We start from the raw sequence: 21,950 nt of genomic DNA, 5'->3' as shown, positions 1-21,950 counted from the left end.
CCACGCAAGGACAACCAAGCGGCGTCAATGGACTTCAGAGTCAGACCACCGCCGCGAGCGACATCCCATTCTCTCTGTCGACTTCGCAGCGCACATCGTCCAGCTCGGCGCCCAACGCCTCGGCGATCAGCAGCACGCCGTCGCGGAAGATGCCGGAGCCCGTCTCGGTGATGGCCGGAAGATCCGGTTGATCGATGGGACAGCCGAATCCCATGGGTATCTCGGTGGCGGGCGAGTTGTAGATCGTGGTGTCAACCGATTCCAGCATCGAGACCTTGTCCACCCGGTCGGAGAGCCCCGCCGACACGATGGCGAACAGCTGGATGAAACCGGGGTTGATGCCGCTGCCGAAGATGGTCGATCCGCCGTCTTGACAGGCCCGCGCGATGCGATCCCGTCCGGCGCCGAGGAAGTGGCCGGTGATGAACCCGGCGGTGCCCACCACGTTGACGCCCGCGCTCAGGATGCGGACCAGCTCGTCGACGTCGGCGAACATCGGGTTGTAGACCACACAGTCCGGCTTGAGCCCGAGCAGCGCGTCAATGTCGTTGCTGGCCTTGACGTTCAGTGGCTCGATGCCGCACAGCTCGCCGACGTCGCACCCGGCCTTCTCCGGCGACCAGGCATAACATCCGATCAGCTCCAGCGTCGGGTTCGCGGCTATCGCTTTGACCGAGCTCTTGCCGACGTTACCCGTCGTCCACTGGACGACCCGATACGTCAAGGCGCCAAACCGATCATGGGTGCGACGCGGCGTGCTGGCGGGCCAGTCGCTCGTCGTGGATCTTGACGAGTTCACGGAATCCCAGCCGGTGATACTTCGGTATCGGCTGGATGCCCCACACGTCCTGCGCGGTCGCCTTGCCCTCGGCGCCCTCGGGCGGGCCGAACGGCGGGTAGGGGTACTTGCACTCCAGCGTGTCGTTGGAGTATCGGATCTTGAGCAGTTCGCTGCAGATCTGGGTGAGGCTCAGGGTCGGGTAGCCGTAGTAGACGGCCATGAACGGCAGCGTGAAGGCCCCCTCGATCACCAGGGCCACCAGGCACACCAACACGGCCCGCTTGATCCATTTGTGCATCCGCGCGTAGTACGGCGTCGTCCCCGGCTCGAGCTCGGGGTCTTTGTCTTCGGCGGACGCCGGTACGGAAGGGCTTGTCATGGCACGACTCCTTGCTAGTCGGAGAAGATTTCGCGATTGACGGTGTGCAGATAGGGGATGGCGAGGAACGGGGTGATGTAGAAGATGTCGTAGAGCCACCAGCCGATGACCGGGAACACGACTCCGGCGTACCGCACGTCGGCGAACATGGTCATGTTGAAGACGTAGGCCGACCAGATCACCACGCCCATCCAGCACGTGACGACCATCCACTGATGACCCCACCGCTTCATCTGCAGGAAGCCGATCGCCGCGGCCACCCGCATGGAGAAGACCGTGAGGATCAGCCCGGCCACATAGGCCTTCTCGCCCGGACCGGCGGCGCCCCCTACCCAAAGTTCGTTGTAGTGCCAGAAATAGCCGGCGTCGAACATGTTGCCCCAGCCGACCATCAGCACGCGGTTGATCAGCGTGTGGTTGGCCACCAGGTCCAGGGCCCAGCCCAGGCTGTTCAGCATTCCGTCGATCAGCACCAGATAGCCGATCAGGGTGACGATCATGGGCCGGACAGACAGTCCGGCGCGCAGGGCCTGGCGCTGCAGCCACACCCCGCGCATGAAGATGGGAAAGCCGATCAGGCCCGGCGCCCACATCCCCATCAGGCCGGCGCCGACGATCATCCACTTATCGGCGCGGCGCTGAGCCTGGCGGGATTCGTCGTGGTGATCCTCGAGGCCGACCGAACTCGCTTGCGCGGCAGAGAGAGTCATAGATCCCACCACCCCCGCGCAAACGACATGTACAGCTGGACGCCGAACATTGCCAGCAGGTAGCCGTAGATGAATATCTGGAAGATGATGAGCGCCCTCTTGCGCTTCTCCTCTTGTCGGTCCATGCCCGTTGCTCCTTTCCTAAGGACTGTTCGATGCGCCGGCGGCGCCCAGGCTGGCGGCCGCGACTTCGCGGAGGCCGTCGGTGACGGCGCCGTCGGTGCTCAACGGCGCGAGTATGCAGGCGTCGGCCGCGTCCAATTCGGTTGCCCCGGCGGCGATCAACTGGGCGGCCGTGACCAGCACCCTGGTCGACGGGGGTTCGAAGTGGAAGGCCTCGTCGGCGGTGCGGATGGCGACCGCGCATCCGACCAGCCGCTGCGCCGTGGCCAAAGGAATTCCGGATTCGGCGACGATCACCTCGGCCTCGCGGTCGGGCGGCAGGTAGTGCATCGCCAGCGTGGCGAACCGCTGGCGGAACGACGGTTTGAGCTCCTTGAGTGAGCTGCGGTAGGCGGGGTTGTACGAGCACACCAACATGAACTCCTCCGGCGCCGTCACCACCTCGCCGGCCCGGTCGAGGTAGAGCGAGCGCCGGTGATCGGTGAGCGAATGCAGGATCGCCAGCGAGTCGTGCCGGGCCTCGACGACCTCGTCGAGATAGCAGATCGCGCCGGCCTTGACGGCCCGGGTCAGCGGGCCGTCGGTCCAGACCACGTCGCCGCCGGTCACCATGAAGCGGCCGACGAGGTCGGAGCTGGTGAGGTCGTCGTGGCAACTGATGGTGACCACGGGCCGCTGCAGCAAAGAGCCCATGTGCTCGACGAAGCGGGTCTTGCCGCAGCCGGTCGGGCCGGTGAGCATCACCGGAATCCGTTGGCGGAAGGCCTGTTCGAACAGCTGGACCTCGTTGCCGTTGGCGAAGTATGTGTCGGTGGTCATCTCTTCCTCAGGTGGCAGGCGCTCACGCGGCGACCAGTTCGCGATGGACATGGGCCAATACCCGGGGCAGTTCCTCTATGCGCCGGATCCGCTGCGACCGGCGCGGCCCGAACACCTCGGGCAGGGGATCGACGCGGGTGGGCCCCACCCCCACGTAGTAGATCGACACCCCGGCCTCGTTGGCCTCCTCGACCGCGTGCGCAGCGTCGGCCCACGCGTAGCGGCCCTCGTATCCCTCATCAGAGATCAGCCCGTCGCCGATGACGATCAGAAGCCGGCGTTCGGAGGCCTGCGCCAGCAACCGGCTCGTCACATGGCGAAGCGGCGCACCGAGTCTGGTGTATCCCCTGGTGGACAGGCCGAGCCCGCTCGGCGGTGCGAACCGCCGGTCTTCGAAGTCCTTCAGGCAGCGGACTTCGACTCGATGACGAGTGTTGCCGGTGAAGACGAAGACACCGTGTCGTTCGTGCGCCAGCGTCATGGCCCGCGAAAGTGCATCGGCACAAGACAATTCCAGCTGGAATACGCGCCCCCCGTGCACCCCCAACGACGAACTGCCGTCGAGCAGCAGCGCCGTGGTGACGTCGCGGCTGCTGGGCAGCAGGTCGCGGAATACCTTCGGCTCCTTGGCCTCGCCGGTCGCGAGATCGATGTAGTGGTTGACGTATTGGTCGACATCGAGGTCCGAGCCGTCTTCGAGGCGGTTCGTCATCGCGCGGTGGGTGTGCTCTTCGAACCACTTGCGCACGTCGACGGCCACCGGCACCGGGCGCCGGGCGTGCCGGCCGTCGGCGTGTTCGACAACCGCGACGTGGTCTTGGATGAATCGCTGTGTCCACATGTTCCATTCGGGATAGGGGATCCCGGGCCGATGTTGCGGGGTGACGTCCAGATCGTTGTCCTGTGGCCGGCTCGGCGGCGGCAGGTTGGGGTTGCGGACGCCGCCGTCACCGCCGACCGGAACCGAGTACGGTCGCGGCAGGCACTTTTGTGTTGTGGTCCATGGCATCCTGCCGAAGCTGCGCCGCAGCTTGTCGGCCAGTCCGTGCGGGGCGGTGTACGCCACGGGCAACGAGCCCAGCAGGGGATGAATCGGCAAGGGCCGGCCGCTTGCCGCCAATGCGATTGCCCGGTTGAGCATCTCAGCACCGTCCAGGCCGCCGGCCTCGGCGTGCAGGTCGGGGAGGAGCCTGTGCATTTCGGGGAGCAGGCCCGGCCACCGCGACGCAATCCAGCCGAGCGCGACGCCGGCCTCGACAAGCGTGAGCGCACTCAGCTCGCGCGCGGTGAGCTCGTTGAGGCGATAGTCGGTGACGCGTTCCTTCGACGGTGAACATTGCAGGGCCACACCGCAGGTGAGGGTTCGGCGTGTCCACTCGGGCGGCACGGGATAGGGGACGTGGACGAAGGTGAGCGCCGCGTTCAGGCCGAAGCCGCGCCGCTCGCCCGTGACGAGCCGGACGCCTTCGCGGCGCTGCTCGCTCAGCGCGACCGCCGTCACGGCGCAGCTGCGTTCCAGCGCCATCGCGTGCGCATCGGTTTGGTCAGCCATGGCACGAATCCCGCGCGTCTTGCCCACCCGGCCCGTCGCTCAGAACGTGCCGATGTTGGAGAACAGCCAGTACCAGAACCAGATGATCAGGCCCGTTCCGCCCCATGCGGCGACGTAGCGAAGGATCTCCCATAGATAACCCATGATGTGACTTCCTCGTTGGTGTAATGGATTTCAGCTCGCGCATGTCAGTCGGAGAAGAGTTCGCGGTTGACGGTGTGCAGATAGGGGATGGCCAGGAATGGGGTGATGTAGAAGATGTCGTAAAGCCACCAGCCGACGACCGGTAGCACGACTCCGGCGAACCGCACGTCGGCGAACATCGTCATGTTGAACACGTAGGTGATCCAGATGACCACACCCATCCAGCAGGTGATGACCATCCACTGATGGCCCCAGCGCTTCATCTGCAGGAAGCCGATGGCCGCGGCGATTCGCATGGTGAAGACGGTCAGGATCAAGCCGACTTCCAATGCCTTTTCACCGGGGCCTGCCGCGCCGCCGATCCAGAGCTCGTTGTAGTGCCAGAAGTAGCCGGCGTCGAACATGTTGCCCCAGCCGTTGAGCAGCACGCGGGCCAGAATGGTGTGGTTTGCCACCAGGTCGAGCGCCCAGCCGACGGTGTTGATCGCGGCGTCGATGATGACGAGGTAGCCGAGCAGCGTGACCAGCATCGGCCGCACCGAGAGGCCCTCGCGTTGGGCCCGGCGCAGCAACCGCACTCCCCATCCGAACAGCGGTAGGCCGAAGACGCCGAGGGCCGCGGTGCCGATCAGCAGACTGCCGGAGATGAGCCATTTGTCGGCCTGGCGCTGCGCGAATTGCGAGCGTTCCATGTGCTCGTCGATGGTCAGACTCGCTTGCGCGGTGCCGGTTGACTCGAGCTTCGGCAGGTTCACGAACCCTCCCCGTCGTCGACACTGATTGGATCGGCGTTTGCACTATAACAGGCTGACTGTAGTCAGCAGAAGGCGTCGCCGCGAGTCCGCCTGCCGACGGCACGCTGGTGGAATTAGCCCAGGTACTGCGGTAAACCACGTACAGCTGAACCATATCTACTGACGGAAGTCAGTCCGGGAACCGTTGACACAGCTTGCGGGGACGCCTACGCTCAGCGAGCGCTCAGCCGTTGCGGCCACGCAAAGGAGTAGCAATGACCCTGACATCGCCGGCCGAGAAGAAATATCGCGTGATCCAGTGGGGCATGGGCAATGTCGGGACGGTGGCACTGCGGCACTTCGCGCACAACCCCGCCTTCGAGGTGGTCGGCGTGCTCTGTAACCGTCCGGAGAAGGTGGGCAGGGACGCCGGAGAACTGGCCGGCACCGCGCCGATCGGGGTGCTCGCGACCACCGACAAGGCGGCGATCGAAGCCCTCGACGCCGATTGCGTCTTCTACGCGCCGTTGTGGTCGGATCCCGACGAGGTCTGCCGGCTGCTGCGTGGGGGGAAGAACGTCGTCGCCTCGGGTGGCGCGTGGTGGTATCGCACCGAGCACAGCAAGGCCGACATCGACAAGATCGACGCGGCTTGTCACGAGGGCGGAACGTCTTTTCACGCGGGCGGTGTCAACCCCGGTTTCGCGGGAGACCTGCTGGTCCTGACGTTGGCCCGGATCGTCAGCCGTATCGACGCCATCCACATCTACGAGGTGGTGAACTTCGGTAAGGACACGCTGAAGTACCTGCACGAGATGGGCATGGGAAGCGACCCCGAGGAATTCATGGCCGGACCGAACCTGCTGGGCAACGCGTGGCCACTGTTCGCCCAGTCGATGGCCATGGTGGTCGACGGCTTCGGGAAGACGGTGGACAAGTACACGACGGACGTCGAACTGGGCACGGCTACTCGCGACATTCCTTTTGAAGGCGGGCCGTCCAGTGACATGCCGGGCTTCAAGGGCACGATCAAGAAGGGCACCGTCGCCTCGCAGCATCACAGGTGGACGACGTGGGTCGACGGTAAGCCCCTCATCACCTTCCACGAGATGTACACCATGGACTCGTACGATTCCATTGAGCCGCAACCGGATTGGGGCGGGCATTATCACTACCGCATCGTCATCGAGGGGGACGAGCCCACCGAGCTGATCCTGCAGGCGCCGGCGGACTCCCAGGGCAACTACCCCAAGCCGGGCTACACGTGGACCGCGATGGGCCCGGCGAACACCGTTCCGGCCGTGTGTGATGCCGCACCGGGATTCTTGACCCACAAGGAGCTCGGGCTGGTGCCGTTGCTCGGCGTGGTCCGCTAGCGCGCGTAAGCCGCTGCAACGTCAGGGCTTCAGGCTGCGTAGGGTCCTCGCGACGTAGTCCTCGAGCAAAGCATGCCCCGTGGGCCAGTGGTTGGTGGTGATCAACAGCGCGTAGAGGCCCAGCAAGAAGAACACCGCGCTGTTCATGGAATTGACCTCGTGGTCGGTCTCGCCACGCTCCTGGGCCTGCTCGATTTCCCGGGCGACCAACACGATCAACGGGTGGTCCCGGCCGTCTTCGGTCTGCGGGCGGGTCTGGGAGAAGTGCAGCGCGAGAAAGTCATTGAAGAGCAGGTCGCCCAGCCGGCGTTCCAATCCGACCACCAGGCGGACTGCCTCATTCAGCGCGGAAGCGAGATCGTGCTTGGATTTGAGGTACTGCGCGAACTGCTTGGCAATCCGTTCCTCCTCGCGGCGCTCCAGCTCCAGCAGCACGTGCTCCTTGGTGGGGAAGTGAAAGAAGAAGGTCCCGTGGGCAACTCCCGCGGCGGCGACGATCGCGCTGACGTCGGCCTCGGCCATGCCGGCGCGAGCGAACTCGGCGATCGCGGCGCCCATCAAACGCTCCCGTGTCTGCAGGCGTTTGGCTTCTCGCGCCGACAGCCGGTCCGTCACAGCCATTGTCATTCCTCACGGTTGACCTGACTCGTGCCAAAGCGGCCAGGCTCAATCGACCATTATGCCGTGCCGCCGCCAAAAACGCTTGCATAACTTGATCATTCTCGGGTGTAACCCGCTGCGACCGACATCCGCCCTGGATATTCGTTGACTTTAGTCAGTAATGTTCCTAGATTGAACGGCGCGCACACTCACGAGGGAGCCCGGCATGGCGTTGGAGCAATTCCAGCTGGACGGACAGGTTGCCATCGTCACGGGCGCCGGGAAGGGTGTCGGGGCCGGCATTGCCAGGGTGTTGGCGGAGGCGGGGGCCACGGTCGTCGGGACCGCACGCACCGAAGCGGACATCGTTGGCACGATTGACGGTGTCGAGGCCGCGGGTGGGAAGGGCCTGGCGCTGGTAGCGGATGCGATGAGCCGTCCGGACGGAGAGCGCGTCGTGAACACCGCCATGGAGCGCTTCGGCCGCATCGACATTCTGGTCAACAATGTCGGCGGGTCCACCTATGCGCGTTTCCTGGACATCACCGACGAGGATTTCCGGCACACCTTCGACTGGTGCGTGACGTCGGCGTTCATCATGAGCCAGCTCGCGGCGCCGCACATGCTCGCCGCGGGACATGGCTCCATCGTCAACATCTCGTCCGGGTCGGCCCGGTTCGGCATCCGGGCGCTGACGGCGTACTGCGTCGCGAAGGGTGGCCTCGAAGCGCTCACCCGCGCTATGGCCCAGGAACTCGCGCCCAAGATCCGCGTCAACGCCATTGCCCTGGGCTCTTTCGCCACCGACGGCCTGCGGGGCAGCCTGGACCTAATGCCCGGCTCGCTGGAGAAGATGCAAGAGGCCACGCCGCTGCATCGGCTCGGCGACGTGGAGGACCTCGGGCGGCTCACGGTGTACCTCTGCACGCGCGACTGTTACGCGACCAACGCGATCTTTCACGTCGACGGTGGCATCGACTCGAACAACTCGCCGCTGCCGATACCGGATTACTGACCCTGCGCGGCGTTCGAACGCGTCATGATGGGTCGTCACCCACCGCCGGAAGGACCAGGCAGCCGTGCGCAGAGTCATCCAATTCTCCACCGGAAACGTTGGCCGGCATTCGTTGCGGGCGATCATCGGCAGGCCGGACCTGGAACTGGTCGGCGTGCATGCCGCCGGCGCCGAGAAGGTCGGCAGGGACGCGGCGCAGTTGTGCGGGCTCGACGAACCGACCGGCATCGTCGCCACCGACGACATCGATGCACTGGTTTCCCTCGGCGCCGACTGCGTCGTCTACACATCGCAGGGTGAGACCCGGCCGATGGAAGCCATCGAGCAGATGGCCACATTTCTTTCCGCGGGCACGAACGTGGTGGGCACGTCGATGGTCTGGCTGGTCACGCCTCGCCACGCCGACGATTGGTTGCGGGAACCGCTCGAGCGCGCCTGCGCGTCCGGCAACTCCTCGCTGTACGTCAATGGGATCGACCCCGGGTTCTCCGGCGATACGCTGGTGCACTCGGCGGTCAGCCTGGCCACCCGGGTCTCTTCGATCACCGTGCAGGAGATCTTCGACTACGGCAACTACGACGACGCCGAGTTCACCGGTGCCGCAATGGGTTTCGGAACCACTCCGGACGACGACTCGCCGATGATGTTTTTGCCCGGGGTGATCGTGGCGATGTGGGGTGGTCAGGTCCGCAGCCTGGCGGACAATCTGGGCGTCGAGCTCGACGACGTGCGCCAGCGCATCGAACGCTGGTTCACGCCGGAACGCATCGACTGCACGATGATGACGGTGGAGCCGGGGCAGATGGCCGCGGTGCGCTTCGCCACCGAGGGCGTCCGCGACGGCGAACCCGTCATCACCCTCGAGCACGTCACCAGGCTCACCCAGGCCGCCGCGCCCGACTGGGAATTTCCGCCCGATGGTCACACCGGGGTGCATCGCGTCGTCGTGGAGGGCGAGCCGCGGGTTGAAATCAACACCCACGTTTCCCACCCGTTGTTCGATTCCACTGATGCCGGGTGCATTTCGACGGCCGGCCGGGTCGTCAACGCTATCGACTGGGTGTGCCGCGCGCCCCAGGGGCTCATCGGCGTCGAGGACATTCCGCTCTCGGCGACCATGCGCGGCGTGATGTGGAAAGAACGCTAGCCACCCTTACCGCGATCGCGTCAACCCCATAGGCTGCCTGTTGGATGGTGGACATTCCTCCGGCGGCCGAATTTTGCGTGTTCGCACCGCCGGCGCGCGCGGTAACGGATACACAAGAGCTGACTTCTCAAAGGAGAGCCTTATGAAGACGGTGCTCGGCTTGACTGCTACCGCGCTGTTGATCGGCGCGACGGTGATGGGCTGCGGCGGGGGCAAGAGTCCCACGGCATCATCGGGTTCGGCGTCATCGTCCGGCTCGGCCGCCTCGCCGGGCTCACCGACCAGCGCGGCGCCGGCGTCGCCCGGGGCGCCGGCGGACTACAGCAACCTGCTGATCAAGCCCAGCGATGTGGGCCCCAACGCCACCGTTGACGGGCCGCCGACCCAGAATCCCAGCGGCATCACCGGCGTCGGACAGGTTTTCAAGAACCCCGACGGCAAGCGCACCATCATCGACACGATCGCGGTGTTTCCCGACGCGGCCACGGCCACCCAGACCGCGGCGAACATGCGCGACGTCGTCGGCAAGAAGGTCAATGGGCAACAGCAGCCCATCGACGTCGGCACCAACGGGTTCATGGTGATCGGACAGGGAACCGATCCCGCCAACCCAATGGAGATCTCCGAGGCGGTGTTCGTCGAGGGCAGGGCAATGGTCGACCTGGAGTCCGACTGTGTCATCGGCAATCCCACGCCGGCCGACATCATGCTCGATCTCGCCCGTAAGCAAGACGACGCGGTCAAGGCGGGCTTGCCGGCTAGCTGAGCCTGGTCAGAGGGGCCAGCTGTCCGGCTGCACCTCGTAGCGCAAGGCGGCGGCTGGGGGCAGCGGCTGACGGTCGTTGACCGAGATCGCGTCGACCACGAGGGCGACGTAACGTCGCCAGCCGTCGCTGCCCGCATCCATAGTCGACAGCACGCTGAAGAGCATCGCGATCAGGCGAGGCAGGTCGTCGGTGACCAGGTCGGCGCGGACGCGGCCGGCCCGCTGGCCCGCGCGGGCGAGCTCGCCGAGCGCGTCGTTGAGCGACACCGAAACGTCGGACGTGAGCGACCCGGCCCGGCGCGCGGCGGTCAGCAGGCTGTGTTCGCGCGCGCCCAGCGAGATCGCGGCTTCGATCAGCTGAGTGAGACCGCGCAGCGGATCCTCGGCGCGGCGCGCCTTGTCGATCACCGGGGTGAGGTCCTCGGCGATGCTCTGATCCAGGGCGGCGCGGACCAGGTCGGCCTTGGCCGGAAACCTGCGGTAGAGGGTTCGCTCGCCGACACACGCCCGGCGGGCGACGGCCTCCACTGGGGCGTCGGGCCCCAGCTCGCTGTAGACCTCGCGCGCCGCGCGCAGGATGCGCTCGACGTTGCGCGCCGCGTCGGCCCGCAACGGCCGGTCTTCCACCGCGGTCACCCTGACAGAGTAACTGACGGTTGACTGCCAACAACGGCCGCTTTACGCTCTATAACTGGCAGACGGCTGACAGTTAACAGGAAACATGGGGCATGTCAACAACTTCCGAAGTGCATTCCGACGCCGATCTCCCGGTGCTGCCCATCGCGCGTCCCGCACGCTGCCCGCTCGCGCCCCCGGACGAGTTCGGGGACTGGCGGGAACAACCCGGACTCCGAATGGCGATGTTCCAGGGCAACCCCGTCTGGGTGGTCAGCCGCTACCAGGACATCAGGGCGGCGCTGGTCGATCCGCGCTTGTCCGCGAAGACAATTCCGGATTCGATCATGCCCAAGGACGAGGAGAACAAGGTCCCGGTGATGTTCGCGCGGACCGACGATCCCGAGCATCATCGGTTGCGGCGCATGATGACGAGCAACTTCACCTTCCGGCGCTGCGAATCGATGCGACCGCACATTCAGCAATGGGTCGACCACTACCTCGGCCACATGATCGAGAGCGGCGCGCCGGCCGATCTGGTGCGTGAATTCGCCCTGCCGGTCCCGTCGATGGTGATCGCGTTGCTGCTCGGGGTGCCACCCGAAGACCTCGAACTCTTCCAGTTCAACACCACCAAGGGGCTCGACCAGAAATCCACCGACGCGGAAAAGGGACAGGCGTTCGGAGCGATGTACGCCTACATCCAGGAACTGGTGGAGCGCAAAGCGCGCGAGCCCGGGGATGACTTGATCAGCCGGCTGGTCACCGAATACGTGGCGACGGGTGAACTCGACCATGCCACCACGGCCATGAACGGCGTGATCATGATGCAAGCCGGCCACGAAACCACCGCCAACATGATCTCGTTGGGAACGGTTGCGCTGCTGGAACATCCGGAGGTGTTCGAGCGGCTCGGACAGAGCGACGACCCGGCCGTCATCGCCAACACCGTCGAAGAGCTGATGCGTTACCTCACCATTGTGCACAGCCAGGTCGACCGCATCGCGACCGAAGATCTGATGATTGGTGGCCAGCTGATTCGCGCGGGGGAGTACGTGATGATGAGCCTGCTCGCGGGGAACTGGGACGCGGAGTTCGTCGACAATCCCGAATCCTTCGACGTCGACCGAAACACCCGCGGGCACTTGGGCTTCGGCTACGGCGTGCATCAATGCATCGGTGCGAACCTGGCCCGCGTCGAAATGCAGGTCGCGTTTGCCACGCTGGCGCGCCGCCTGCCCGGGCTCAGACTGGCGGTGCCGCCTGAGCAGCTGAGGTTCAAAGACGCCAACATCTATGGCATGAAAGAACTTCCGGTGAGCTGGTGACCGGCGAGCTGAGGTTTGACGACCAAGTCGCCGTCATCACCGGCGCCGGTGGCGGTTTGGGCAAGCAGTACGCGCTGCTGCTCGCCTCCCGTGGAGCGCGCATCGTGGTCAACGACCTGGGCGGCTCGGTGACCGGAGACGGTATCGACACCCAGGCCGCCGACACCGCGGCCGCCGAGATCCGCGACCTGGGCGGTCACGCCGTGGCAGACGTTCACAGCGTCACCAGTCCCGAAGGCGGACAGGCGATCGTCGACACCGCGCTGAACGCGTGGGGGCGAGTCGACATCGTGATCAACAACGCCGGCATCGTCGGGGACGCGCCGTTCGAGGACATGACCGCGGAGCGGTTCGAGCCGCTGCTGGACGTGCATCTCAAGGGTGCGTTCTACGTCACGAGGCCGGCCTGGAAGGTCATGCGCGAGCGGGGATATGGCCGCATCCTGAATACCTGTTCGGCCGCAGGGATACTCGGGGCGGCCGGCATGAGCAACTACGGCTCCGCCAAGACCGGGCTGATCGGTCTGACCCGGGTGCTGGCCGCCGAAGGCGCCGACCACAACATCAAGGTCAATGCCGTCGCCCCGATCGCCTACACCCGGATGTTGGCGCACTCCGTGGATGGCGCCGCGCAGCCGGACGATCCCGCCGCGCAGGCCGTGCTGGATGACCTTGCGGGCCAATACCTTCAGAAGCTCGATCCGGCATTGGTCGCCCCGGTGGCCGCCTTCTTGACCCATCGTGAGTGTCCGGTGTCGGGCGAGATCTACACCGTTGGCGCAGGCCACGTTTCACGGTTCTTCATCGGCAGGACGAAGGGCTTCTACCGCCCCGGGTTGTCCATCGAGGACGTGCGGGATCACCTCGCGGAAATTCGCGACGAAACCGGCTATAAAGTGCCGGGCGGAACCGCCGACGAGATGAGCGAGCTCTTCGCGACCATCATGGCCGGCCTCAGCAGCTGAACGCCGAGCCGACACCATCCGGTGGTGGCGCCGGCTTCAGGCAGCCGAACGGCTCGATGCCGGCGGTGCTGAACTTGGCCGCCGACTGGTGCGCATAGTTCACGCAATACAGACCGGACTGGTCGGCGCGGCACCGGTAGTCGCCGAACGACAACGAATCCCCGTTCGCCAGTTCCGGGCCGTTGCCGTTGATGAACGGACCGGGATCGGCTCGGGCGGATCCCACCTGAAGGTTCACCCCATCAAAGCCGATCCAGCCACCTTGCCACTGGCCGTAGGCCGTGGCGGGCGCCGGCGGCGGGTTGGTCAGACTCACCAGGCAGGCCAGCGCGCCGCCCGTGTGTCTGGCATCGGTCATGCAGGAGACCTTGCCCGCCATCGCCGTCAGCGCGATGTCGTCGCCCAGCGGCGTGGCCGCCCCGTCGCGCGTGGCGGTGTGGAAACGGCCCGGATCGGCCTGGTGGCCGGCCTCGATCCACGCGATGACGTCGGAGATTGCCGCTCCCGCGCCCGGAGCGGCGGGGTGTCCCGGTGAGGTGCTTCCCGGCGCCGCGGCGCCGGTCGATGCCTGCGTGGTGCTCCCGGTGGGCTCCGAATGACCGCCCGTGGCGTGTGAGCACCCGGCGACCAGTAATGACGCGGCGATCATCGCAGCTATCCGCATCCAGTCAGGCTAACCGCCGCGCCGGGCAATTAAGGCGCTGCGCGCGCGTTACGACGGTCATGTCGGTTACCGTCGGGTTATGCATCAGCGCATTGTCCGCGCACGCACGGCCATCGGCACCGTCGAAGGCTTCACCCGCGACGGGGTCACCCGGTGGCGGTCGATCCCGTATGCCCGTCCACCGGTGGGAAATCTGCGCTTCCGCGCGCCGCGGCCGGCCCAGCCGTGGTCGGGTGTCCGGCACTGCCACGGCTTCGGCAACTGCGCGCCCCAACAGCGCCGCTACACCCTGCTCGGCATGTCGGGTTTGGGCGGCCGCTACCAGCCGATGAGCGAGGACTGCCTGACCCTCAACGTCGTGGCGCCCGAGGGCGCGGTCGAGGGACCGCTGCCCGTCATGGTGTTCATCCACGGCGGCGGCTATTTCCTGGGCAGCTCGGCGACGCCGCTGTACGACGGCGCCGCCCTGGCACGCCGGGGATGTGTGTACGTGTCGGTGAACTACCGGCTGGGCGCGCTGGGGTGCGTTGACTTCTCGTCCCTGTCGACGCCGGAGATCACCATCGACAGCAACCTGTACCTGCGCGACCTGGTGCTGGCGCTGCAGTGGATTCGCGACAACATCGCGGGATTCGGCGGCGATCCGGACAACATCACCATCTTCGGCGAGAGCGCCGGCGCGTGCATCACGGCCTCACTGCTGGCGGTGCCCGCCGCCAAAGGCCTGTTCGCCCGGGCGATCTCGGAGAGCCCGGCCTCGGGCCTGGTGCGGTCGAAAGAGGTTGCCGCGGAGTTCGCAAACCGCTTCGCCAACCTGCTCGGCGTGCGCAGGCAGGACGCCGCCAACGCGCTGATGTCGGTGTCGGCCGCCCAACTGGTGGAAACCCAGCACCAATTGATCGACGAGGGCATGCGAAACAGGTTGGGCGCCTTCCCGATCGGCCCCGTCTTCGGTGACGACATCCTGCCGCTGGATCCGGTGGAGGCGATGCGGCGCGGCGAGGCCCACCGTGTCCCGCTGATCGTGGGCACCAACGCCGAAGAAGGTCGGTTGTTCACCCGGTTCCTGGCGATGTTGCCGACCAACGAGACGATGGTCGAAGAGCTGCTCGCCGAGGCGGAACCCGCCATCCGCGAACGCATTACCGCCGCATACCCCGACTATCCCGAGCGGGCGGCGTGTATCCAGCTCGGCGGTGATTTCGCGTTCGCGTCGGCGGCCTGGCAGATCGCGGAGGCCCACGGCGCGCACGCGCCCACGTACCTCTACCGGTACGACTACGCCCCGCGCACGTTGCGCTGGTCGGGTTTCGGAGCCACCCATGCCACCGAGTTGCTCGCGGTTTTCGACGTCTACCGCACCAGGTTCGGTGCGTTGTTGACTGCGGCGGCCGACCGGCGGGCCGCGTTGCGGGTGAGCAATCAGGTGCAGCGGCGCTGGCGGGCCTTCAGCCGCACCGGCGTGCCGGGGGAGGACTGGCCGCTCTACACCGCCGACGACCGGGCCGTGATGGTCTTCGACCGCAAGTCCCGTGTCGAGTTCGATCCGCATCCGCATCGCCGAATGGCCTGGGACGGCTTCTCACTGGCGCGTTGACCTGGCACGCTAACCCTCATGCATGCCGAGACCGAGCAAGTCATCGAACAACCCAGTGACCTCACCGCCTCCTGGCTGGCCGCGGTCATCGGCACCGGGCCCATCGCCGACTTCTCGGTGGAGCGCATCGGTACCGGCCAGATGAGCGAGTGCTACCGCGTCCGGCTCAGTTATGCCGAGGGGCCCTCGGACGGGCCCGAGTCGGTGGTGCTCAAGGTCGCGGCCACCGACCCGATCAGCCGGCAGACCGGGCTGGCGCTGGGGCTCTACGAGCGGGAGGTGCGCTTCTACGGTGACATCGCGCCGCGGCTGGGTGGGCCCATCGCGCCCTGCTACCACGCGGCGGTGGACACCTCGACGGGTGTGTTCGACTTGCTGCTGGGCGATGCCGGGCCGGCCGTCGTCGGCGACGAAATCGCCGGCGCCACAGTCGAACAGGCTCGCCTCGGGGCCGTCGAACTCGGGCGGCTGCACGGGCCGCTGCTCGGGGACGCCTCGCTGGCCGAGGCGCCCTGGCTCAACCGTGAGCCTCCGCTGAACCAGGCCATGATCACCCCGCTGTATGCGGGTTTCGTCGACCGCTACGGCGAGCAGATCGCGCCGGAGCACCGCGTGGTGTGCGAACGCCTGGTGGCCGCCTTTGACGGCTACCTGGGCCAGGAGGCCGAGGCGCCCGAGCGGGGCCGCCTCCAGGGCCTGGTGCACGGCGACTACCGCCTGGACAACATGCTGTTCGGTACCGACGGCGCCGATCGCGCGCTGACGGTGGTCGATTGGCAGACCGTGTCCTGGGGTCCGGCCCTGACCGACCTGGCCTACTTCCTCGGCGGCGCGTTGCCCACCGAGCACCGCCGGCAGCACTACGACGCGCTGCTGCGGGCCTACCACGAGGCGCTGGGTCCGCAGGCGCCGCTCACCCTGGCCGACGTCGCCGACGGGGTCCGCCGGCAGAGCTTCTTCGGCGTGATGATGGCGATCGTCTCGCCCATGCTGGTCGAGCGCACCGACCGCGGCGACCGGATGTTCATGACGATGCTGCAACGGCACTGCGACCATGTGCTCGACACGGATGCGCTGTCGACGCTGCCCGCACCGGTCGCGCCCGAGCCGTTGCGGCCCTCGGACGAGGACGAACGCGCCCACGATCCCACCGCCGAACCGCTGTGGAGCGAGAGCTGGTACGCCGACTTCGCCGACGCCGCACAGGGATTGGGCGGCTGGTTCCGGCTCGGCCGGGTGGCCAACGAACAGACCGCTTGGGTGCACGTGCTGTTGTGCGGCCCCGACATGCCGACCGTCGCCGTCGACGCGCAAGTGCCGCTGCCGTCGGACCCGTGGGCGGTGCGCACCGAGGACTTCGAACTCGGCCATTCCGCCGAGGTGCCGCTGCAAAGCTACCGCGTCGACGTGCGGGCGCGCGGCCAGGCCTACGCCGATCCGTCCGCGTTGCTGCGCGGGGAGCCCGGAACCCCGGTCGAGTTGACCCTGAACCTGGTGTGGGCCACCGACGGCACGCCGTATAAGTACGGGCTGACGACGCGCTACGAAATTCCATGCACCGTCTCGGGTGACATCACAATCGGCGGCACCGGCTACCGGCTGGAATCCGTTCCTGGGCAGCGTGATCACTCGTGGGGTGTGCGCGATTGGTGGGGCATGGACTGGATCTGGAGCGCGCTGCACCTGAACGACGGCACTCATCTGCACGGCGTGAACATCCGGATTCCCGGGGCCCCCGCGTTCAGCATCGGCTACGCACAGGGCGCCGACGGCAAGGTCACCGAATTGCAGGCCGTTGACTCGCGAGAATCGTTCGCCGACAACGGGTTACCACTCGACGCGACTTTACGGCTCACGCCGGCCGAGATCACCGCGGAGGTGAACGTGCGCGGACAGGCGCCGGTCCGGCTCGTCGCGACGGACGGGCGGGTGAGCCAGTTCCCCCGCGTCTGGGCCACGATCAGCACGGCTGACGGGCGCAGCGGTGTGGGTTGGCTGGAATGGAACCGCAATCTCGGCGAACAGGCCTAGGTGAGCGGATCGGCCCCCGTCGTGGTGATGGGCGTCTCCGGATCGGGCAAGTCGACGGTGGGGGCGGCGCTCGCGCAGCGCCTGCGCGTCCCGTTCGTGGACGCGGACACCCTGCACCCGGCCGCCAACATCGCCAAGATGGCTGCCGGCGAACCGCTCGACGACGACGACCGCTACCCCTGGCTGGAGCGCGTCGGCGACTGGCTGGCGGCCCACCGCGACGGCGCCGTGGTGAGTTGTTCGGCTCTGAAGCGGAAATATCGCGACCAGCTGCGCGCGCACTGCCCGGAGGTGGAGTTCCTGCATCTCTCGGGTTCGGCGGAGCTGATCGGCGGCCGGCTGGCGACCCGGACCGATCACTTCATGCCGGCCGCGCTGCTGCGCTCGCAACTGGAGTCCCTGGAACCCCTCGGCCCCGACGAGGCCGGCATGAGCGTCGACGTCGGTCCGGCCGTCGACACGATCGTGGATTCCGTCGTGCGGGCGCGCGGGTAGACCGGGTCCGGCCCAGCCGTGTAGCATTATGCTACGGTCTGTAACGGAATGTTGCATTGGAGGAAGTGATGGCCGAGGCTCTCGATCGCGTCACCCGGGTCGCATCCGACCTGATGGACAGCGCGGCCGCCGAGGGTGCCCGGCAAAGCCGCTCGGCCAAGCAGCAACTCGACCACTGGGCGCGGGTCGGGCGCGCGGTGTCCAGCCAGCACACCGCGTCGCGGCGGCGGGTGGAAGCCGCCCTCGCCGGCCAGCTCGCGACCGGCGAGCTCACCGTCGAGGAGGGCGTCGTCTTCAACGCCGAGATCTCCGCGGCCATCGAAGAAAGCCTGGCGCGCACCAACTACGGGGCGACGCTGGCCGGGCAGGGGGTCACCACGGTGGCCCTCAACGACGACGGCGAGATCGTCGAGCACCGCCCCGACGGCGCCGCGGTGGTGCTCGCGGGCGGGCGCTGACCCGGCGATCGTCGACGCGGCCCGATGGATCGACTTGACCTGGTGGTCGGGCCGAACGGTGCCGGCAAATCCACGTTCATCGCGTTCACCCTGGCGCCGCTGTTGCCGGGAAGCCTCGTGGTCAACGCCGACGAGATCGCGAGGCAACGCTGGCCCGAGGATCCCACCTCGCACTCCTACGACGCGGCGCGTGTCGCCGCCGACACGCGCGCCAAGCTGATTGAACTGGGTCGGTCCTTCATCGCCGAGACGGTGTTCTCCCATCCCTCGAAGCTGGACCTTCTCCACGCCGCGCGCCGGGCGGGCTTCACCGTCGTGCTGCATGTGCTGCTCATCCCGGAAGACCTTGCGGTGCAACGCGTCCGGCACCGCGTGCAGGCCGGCGGACATGATGTGCCGGACGTCAAGATCCGCGAGCGCCACCGCCGGTTGTGGACGCCGGTCGCCGAGGCCCTCGCCTCGTCTGACCTCGCGACGGTCTACGACAACAGCCGACTGCGCGGCCCGCGCATCGTCGCGCGGCTCAGCGGCGGCCTGACCATCGGTGCGCCGGAGTGGCCGGGGTGGACGCCGGAGAACCTGCGGGCGCGCTGGCCCGACTAGCTACCAGGACAGCTTGCGGCGGCCGGTGTCGACCTGACTGCCGACCCGCTCGCGCGCGGTGTCGGCCAGGTCGCTGCCACGCTGACGGGCGGTTTCGGCGAATTCCTCGCCGCGCGCCCGCGCCGTGCTGGCCAGCTTCTCGCTTCGTTTGCGCGCCTTCTTGGCCAGTTTCTCGCTGCGCTTGCGGGCCTTCTTGGCCAGCGGCGCGGCCCGGTCGGCGGCCTCGTCGGCGAGTTCTTCGCTGCGCTTGCGGGCCTTTTCGGCAAGGTATGCGGCGCGGTCGGCGGCCTCGTCGGCCCATTCCTCGCCGCGCTTGCGCGCCTTCTTCGCCAACGGCCGGCTGCGGTCGGCCGCGGTGCTGGCGAGTTCGCGGCCGCGTTCGAGTGCGGCCTCGGCATAGGGCGCACCGCGTTCGGCCGCAGTGCTGGCGAGTTCGCGGCCGCGTTCGAGTGCGGCCTCGGCGTAGGGCGCGCCACGTTCGGCCGCGGTGCTGGCCAGTTCGCGGCCGCGCTCGGCGCCGACCTGCAAGCCGTGCGCGATCCGCTCACCCAGTTCGGAGAAATCGGTATCGAAGCCTGAGTCGGCCGAACCGGGCAACGCCGATGACACCCGCTCGGAGAGCCGTTCCGCCGCGCGCCGGCCGCGCCACCCGAGCGAGGGCTTACCGGCGGTGTCGGCGGACGCGATCAGCAGCCCGCCCAACAGGCTGAGATCGGTGAGAAATTGTTGGCGTTTCTGGGCTTTGGCCACCGGGTCGCTCTCGTTCCAGAACGAGTGCGTGCCAAGGTTGGCCGGCAACACCGTCACCGCGAGCGCCGCCGACGCGATGCGGGGGAGTCTGCCGGTGGCAAGCAGCAGGCCGCCGCCGATCTGAACGGCCGCGGTGATCTGCGCGACCGTCTCGGGGTCGCTGGGAATGCTGCTGCTCACCGAATCCGGCAACGCCTGGAGACCGTCCACCGTCGGGGCCGCGGCCTCGGCCGCGGATTTGGGGTTGAGCAGTGAATTGACTCCTTGTCCGATGAATGCCACTGATAACAGGGGTCGCGCGATTCTCCTGAGCACCATGGCCGGTGTATTACCCGGCTGCCTGTCGAGCAAACCGTGGCGGCGATATCCCCAGCTAGACCGGCATAGACATACAGGTGCACACCGATAGGGTGGAGCGCGTGCGAGCGTTGATCATCGTCGACGTGCAAAACGATTTCTGCGAGGGCGGCTCGGTGCCGACGGCCCGCGGCGCCGCGCTGGCGCCCGCGATCAACGACTATCTGTCCGGTGACCCCGGCTACCACTACGTCGTGGCCACCCAGGACTTCCATATCGATCCCGGTGATCATTTCTCCGACCGGCCGGACTTCTCGTCCTCCTGGCCCGTGCACTGCGTCGCCGGAAGCGAGGGCGCGAATCTTCGGCCCGATTTGGACATCCGGCGCATCGACGCTGTCTTTCGCAAGGGCGCTCACGCCGCGGCTTACAGCGGTTTCGAGGGCGTCGACGAGAACGGCACGACGCTCCTCGAATGGTTGCGCCGGCGGGGGGTCGACGAGGTCGACGTGGTCGGCATCGCCACCGACTTCTGTGTCCGGCGAACCGCCGAGGACGCCGCGGCGGCGGGCCTGACCACCCGGGTGCTGGTGGGCCTGACCGCTGCCGCGGCCGTGGACTCCGCTGCCGAGGCGCTGGCGGAAATGCGCTCCGCCGGCATCGAGTTGGTTGGGGGGCCGTAATGGTGGTGCCGCTGGGTCGGGAGCAGCTGCTGGCCGCCGTGGAGCGCTCGCCGCAGGCGGCCGCCGCCCACGATCGCGCCGCATGGGTGGGACTGTTCACCGGTGACGGCCGGATCGAGGACCCGGTGGGCTCGCGTCCGCACGTGGGGCATGACCAGATCGGCCGCTTCTACGACACATTCATCGGTCCGCGTGACATCAAGTTCCATCGCGATCTCGACATCGTCGTCGGCACGGCGGTGCTGCGTGACCTCGAGCTCGAGGTGGCGATGGGTTCGGCGGTGACGATGTACATTCCGGCGTTCCTGCGCTATGACCTTCGAGAAGCCAACGGCGAGTGGAAGATTGGTGAACTCCGGGCCTACTGGGAGCTTCCCGCCATGATGGTGCAGTTCCTGCGTACCGGCTCCGGGGCGGTGGGCCCCGCGCTGAACCTGTCCAAGGCGCTGGTGAGCAACCAAGGCTGGCGGGGGACGGCCGGTTTCATGACCGGCTTCCGCCGAGTGGGAGCGCGTCACCAGCGGCTGGTCACCACGTTCCTCGACGCGGTCGCGCGGAAAGACACGTTTTCCGCGGCACGGCTGGTGTCATCGGATGCCGCAATAACTTTGGGCGATCGAGACCCGCTGGAACTGGCCGAGCTGGCCGAACAGCTGGATGGGGCCGGCGCGACAAAGATGACCAGCGCGGGCCCCACCGTCGCGGTGTCGCTCCATTCGGGTCACGGGCGCGCCATCGTGTTCGCCGATGTGGCGTGGCGCGGCAACGCGATCAACCGGATCAGGTACTTTCCCGCCTGACCCACGCATGCCTCACCGGACCACCATCAGCGCCAGCGACGCCGCGGACAGGCACAGAAACGCGCCGGGAAACGCGATGTTGTACAGGACGCGTGCCCTCAGGTGTGTGGCCACCGCGCCGACGAAAAACGCAACCAGGCCGGCGGCGGCAGCGATGCCCAACTCCCGCGGGCCCAGCAGGCCGACGACGATCCCGACGGCTCCGGCCAGCTTCACTGCGCCCAGCGCGGGCAACCACGACCGCGGCACCCCGACCTGCGCGGAGTTCGCCAGCACGAATCGCGCCGGAACGAGGTCGGCGATGGCGATCGCGGCGGTGATGGCGGCGGTGATCAGCGTGATCACGACAAGTGCGGTATTCATCCGGATCAATCCCTTGTCGCGCAGCGATTTCCGCAGCGGCGGGTCGAATGCGTGCGGTGCGCGCCGCGGCGCACAATCGGTAAGGTCATGGTGTTTGTCTCCTTTGCCACAGGAAGTCCGTTGGACGCGGTCATCTTCTTGACGACTTCCGCGCG

24 protein-coding genes and 1 pseudogene are annotated in these 21,950 nt (G+C 67.2%); 13 read left to right on the top strand and 12 right to left on the bottom strand.

The genetic code is table 11. The annotated features are described in order from the left end of the window. Positions 1–76: 76 nt before the first annotated feature. The 7 genes and pseudogenes from ACYQ8K_RS12490 to ACYQ8K_RS12460 all read right to left on the bottom strand — a co-directional run. Positions 77–724: pseudogene (locus tag ACYQ8K_RS12490) on the bottom strand (dihydrodipicolinate reductase); the annotation flags it as partial. Positions 725–737: 13 nt separating this feature from the next. Next, positions 738–1,160: a hypothetical protein gene (locus tag ACYQ8K_RS12485; protein WP_459969313.1), complete on the bottom strand. Its 423-nt coding sequence runs from the start codon at positions 1,158–1,160 to the stop codon at positions 738–740. Between the two features lie 14 nt (positions 1,161–1,174). Continuing rightward, positions 1,175–1,870 (bottom strand): hypothetical protein, encoded by a 696-nt coding sequence (locus tag ACYQ8K_RS12480; RefSeq protein WP_459969311.1) that lies wholly within the window; start codon positions 1,868–1,870, stop codon positions 1,175–1,177. Next, entirely contained in the window at positions 1,867–1,995 is a 129-nt protein-coding gene (locus ACYQ8K_RS12475; protein WP_007770904.1) for a hypothetical protein, read from the bottom strand. Before ACYQ8K_RS12475 ends, ACYQ8K_RS12480 begins: the two co-directional genes overlap by 4 nt. Positions 1,996–2,011: 16 nt before the next feature. Further along, the gene (locus ACYQ8K_RS12470) at positions 2,012–2,812 is read right to left on the bottom strand and encodes an AAA family ATPase (protein ID WP_459969309.1); all 801 of its coding nucleotides are present in this window, start codon (positions 2,810–2,812) and stop codon (positions 2,012–2,014) included. 22 nt (positions 2,813–2,834) lie between these two features. Continuing rightward, a complete protein-coding gene (locus tag ACYQ8K_RS12465; protein ID WP_459969307.1) occupies positions 2,835–4,364 on the bottom strand; it encodes a MorD protein in 1,530 nt (509 codons plus the stop codon). Between the two features lie 188 nt (positions 4,365–4,552). Next, the gene (locus tag ACYQ8K_RS12460; protein WP_459969329.1) at positions 4,553–5,200 is read right to left on the bottom strand and encodes a hypothetical protein; all 648 of its coding nucleotides are present in this window, start codon (positions 5,198–5,200) and stop codon (positions 4,553–4,555) included. A 317-nt stretch (positions 5,201–5,517) separates the two neighbouring features. On the opposite strand from ACYQ8K_RS12460, the gene ACYQ8K_RS12455 reads away from it, so the two are divergent. After that, positions 5,518–6,618, top strand: a complete 1,101-nt coding sequence (locus ACYQ8K_RS12455) for an NAD(P)H-dependent amine dehydrogenase family protein (RefSeq protein ID WP_459969306.1) — start codon at positions 5,518–5,520, stop codon at positions 6,616–6,618. Positions 6,619–6,639: 21 nt separating this feature from the next. On the opposite strand, the gene ACYQ8K_RS12450 is transcribed toward ACYQ8K_RS12455, so the two are convergent. Next, complete coding sequence (locus ACYQ8K_RS12450) at positions 6,640–7,239, bottom strand: TetR/AcrR family transcriptional regulator (RefSeq protein ID WP_459969304.1); 600 nt, start codon at positions 7,237–7,239, stop codon at positions 6,640–6,642. A gap of 205 nt (positions 7,240–7,444) precedes the next feature. Here ACYQ8K_RS12450 and ACYQ8K_RS12445 point away from each other — a divergent pair, with 205 nt between their 5' ends. From ACYQ8K_RS12445 to ACYQ8K_RS12435, 3 genes are all read left to right on the top strand, one after another. Further along, a complete protein-coding gene (locus ACYQ8K_RS12445) occupies positions 7,445–8,233 on the top strand; it encodes an SDR family NAD(P)-dependent oxidoreductase (protein WP_459969302.1) in 789 nt (262 codons plus the stop codon). Positions 8,234–8,297: 64 nt separating this feature from the next. Then, positions 8,298–9,380 carry an NAD(P)H-dependent amine dehydrogenase family protein gene (locus ACYQ8K_RS12440; RefSeq protein ID WP_459969300.1) on the top strand — a complete coding sequence of 361 codons (1,083 nt, stop codon included), beginning with the start codon at positions 8,298–8,300 and terminating at the stop codon, positions 9,378–9,380. Positions 9,381–9,522: 142 nt separating this feature from the next. Continuing rightward, positions 9,523–10,146, top strand: a complete 624-nt coding sequence (locus tag ACYQ8K_RS12435; protein WP_459969298.1) for a hypothetical protein — start codon at positions 9,523–9,525, stop codon at positions 10,144–10,146. A 6-nt stretch (positions 10,147–10,152) separates the two neighbouring features. Here ACYQ8K_RS12435 and ACYQ8K_RS12430 read toward each other — a convergent pair whose 3' ends face one another. Then, on the bottom strand, positions 10,153–10,782 hold the full coding sequence (locus ACYQ8K_RS12430) for a TetR/AcrR family transcriptional regulator (protein WP_459969296.1): 630 nt from the start codon (positions 10,780–10,782) through the stop codon (positions 10,153–10,155). A 92-nt stretch (positions 10,783–10,874) separates the two neighbouring features. Here ACYQ8K_RS12430 and ACYQ8K_RS12425 point away from each other — a divergent pair, with 92 nt between their 5' ends. Continuing rightward, positions 10,875–12,089, top strand: a complete 1,215-nt coding sequence (locus tag ACYQ8K_RS12425) for a cytochrome P450 (protein WP_459969294.1) — start codon at positions 10,875–10,877, stop codon at positions 12,087–12,089. After that, entirely contained in the window at positions 12,086–13,054 is a 969-nt protein-coding gene (locus ACYQ8K_RS12420; protein WP_459969292.1) for an SDR family NAD(P)-dependent oxidoreductase, read from the top strand. Before ACYQ8K_RS12425 ends, ACYQ8K_RS12420 begins: the two co-directional genes overlap by 4 nt. Here ACYQ8K_RS12420 and ACYQ8K_RS12415 read toward each other — a convergent pair. After that, on the bottom strand, positions 13,044–13,718 hold the full coding sequence (locus tag ACYQ8K_RS12415; protein ID WP_459969291.1) for a hypothetical protein: 675 nt from the start codon (positions 13,716–13,718) through the stop codon (positions 13,044–13,046). The two genes, ACYQ8K_RS12420 and ACYQ8K_RS12415, sit on opposite strands and share 11 nt — an antisense overlap. Before the next feature lie 79 nt (positions 13,719–13,797). Here ACYQ8K_RS12415 and ACYQ8K_RS12410 point away from each other — a divergent pair, with 79 nt between their 5' ends. The 5 genes from ACYQ8K_RS12410 to ACYQ8K_RS12390 all read left to right on the top strand — a co-directional run bounded on the left by ACYQ8K_RS12410 (position 13,798) and on the right by ACYQ8K_RS12390 (position 18,902). Then, positions 13,798–15,315 (top strand): carboxylesterase/lipase family protein, encoded by a 1,518-nt coding sequence (locus ACYQ8K_RS12410; protein WP_459969289.1) that lies wholly within the window; start codon positions 13,798–13,800, stop codon positions 15,313–15,315. A gap of 18 nt (positions 15,316–15,333) precedes the next feature. Next, the gene (locus tag ACYQ8K_RS12405) at positions 15,334–17,346 is read left to right on the top strand and encodes a DUF7064 domain-containing protein (RefSeq protein WP_459969287.1); all 2,013 of its coding nucleotides are present in this window, start codon (positions 15,334–15,336) and stop codon (positions 17,344–17,346) included. Continuing rightward, the gene (locus ACYQ8K_RS12400) at positions 17,347–17,841 is read left to right on the top strand and encodes a gluconokinase (protein WP_459969285.1); all 495 of its coding nucleotides are present in this window, start codon (positions 17,347–17,349) and stop codon (positions 17,839–17,841) included. A gap of 68 nt (positions 17,842–17,909) precedes the next feature. Next, positions 17,910–18,299, top strand: a complete 390-nt coding sequence (locus tag ACYQ8K_RS12395; protein WP_064881567.1) for a TA system antitoxin ParD family protein — start codon at positions 17,910–17,912, stop codon at positions 18,297–18,299. A gap of 24 nt (positions 18,300–18,323) precedes the next feature. Continuing rightward, positions 18,324–18,902, top strand: a complete 579-nt coding sequence (locus tag ACYQ8K_RS12390; protein ID WP_459969283.1) for an AAA family ATPase — start codon at positions 18,324–18,326, stop codon at positions 18,900–18,902. Here ACYQ8K_RS12390 and ACYQ8K_RS12385 read toward each other — a convergent pair whose 3' ends face one another. After that, positions 18,903–19,970, bottom strand: a complete 1,068-nt coding sequence (locus ACYQ8K_RS12385) for a DoxX family protein (RefSeq protein ID WP_459969281.1) — start codon at positions 19,968–19,970, stop codon at positions 18,903–18,905. 101 nt (positions 19,971–20,071) lie between these two features. Between ACYQ8K_RS12385 and pncA the strand changes: the two genes are divergently transcribed. Together pncA and ACYQ8K_RS12375 are read left to right on the top strand one after the other, a co-directional pair. After that, a complete protein-coding gene (gene pncA / locus ACYQ8K_RS12380; RefSeq protein WP_459969279.1) occupies positions 20,072–20,632 on the top strand; it encodes a pyrazinamidase PncA in 561 nt (186 codons plus the stop codon). Beyond that, positions 20,632–21,432, top strand: coding sequence for a ketosteroid isomerase family protein (locus tag ACYQ8K_RS12375; protein WP_459969277.1), 801 nt, complete (start codon positions 20,632–20,634; stop codon positions 21,430–21,432). The genes pncA and ACYQ8K_RS12375 overlap by 1 nt, the downstream gene beginning before the upstream one ends. A 12-nt stretch (positions 21,433–21,444) precedes the next feature. Here ACYQ8K_RS12375 and ACYQ8K_RS12370 read toward each other — a convergent pair whose 3' ends face one another. Continuing rightward, the gene (locus tag ACYQ8K_RS12370; RefSeq protein ID WP_459969275.1) at positions 21,445–21,795 is read right to left on the bottom strand and encodes a DoxX family protein; all 351 of its coding nucleotides are present in this window, start codon (positions 21,793–21,795) and stop codon (positions 21,445–21,447) included. Positions 21,796–21,950: the final 155 nt, after the last annotated feature.

Source organism: Mycobacterium sp. MUNTM1, from assembly GCF_054660795.1.
Note: the sequence above shows the minus strand (reverse complement) of the source record. Positions and strands in the feature narration are given on the sequence as shown.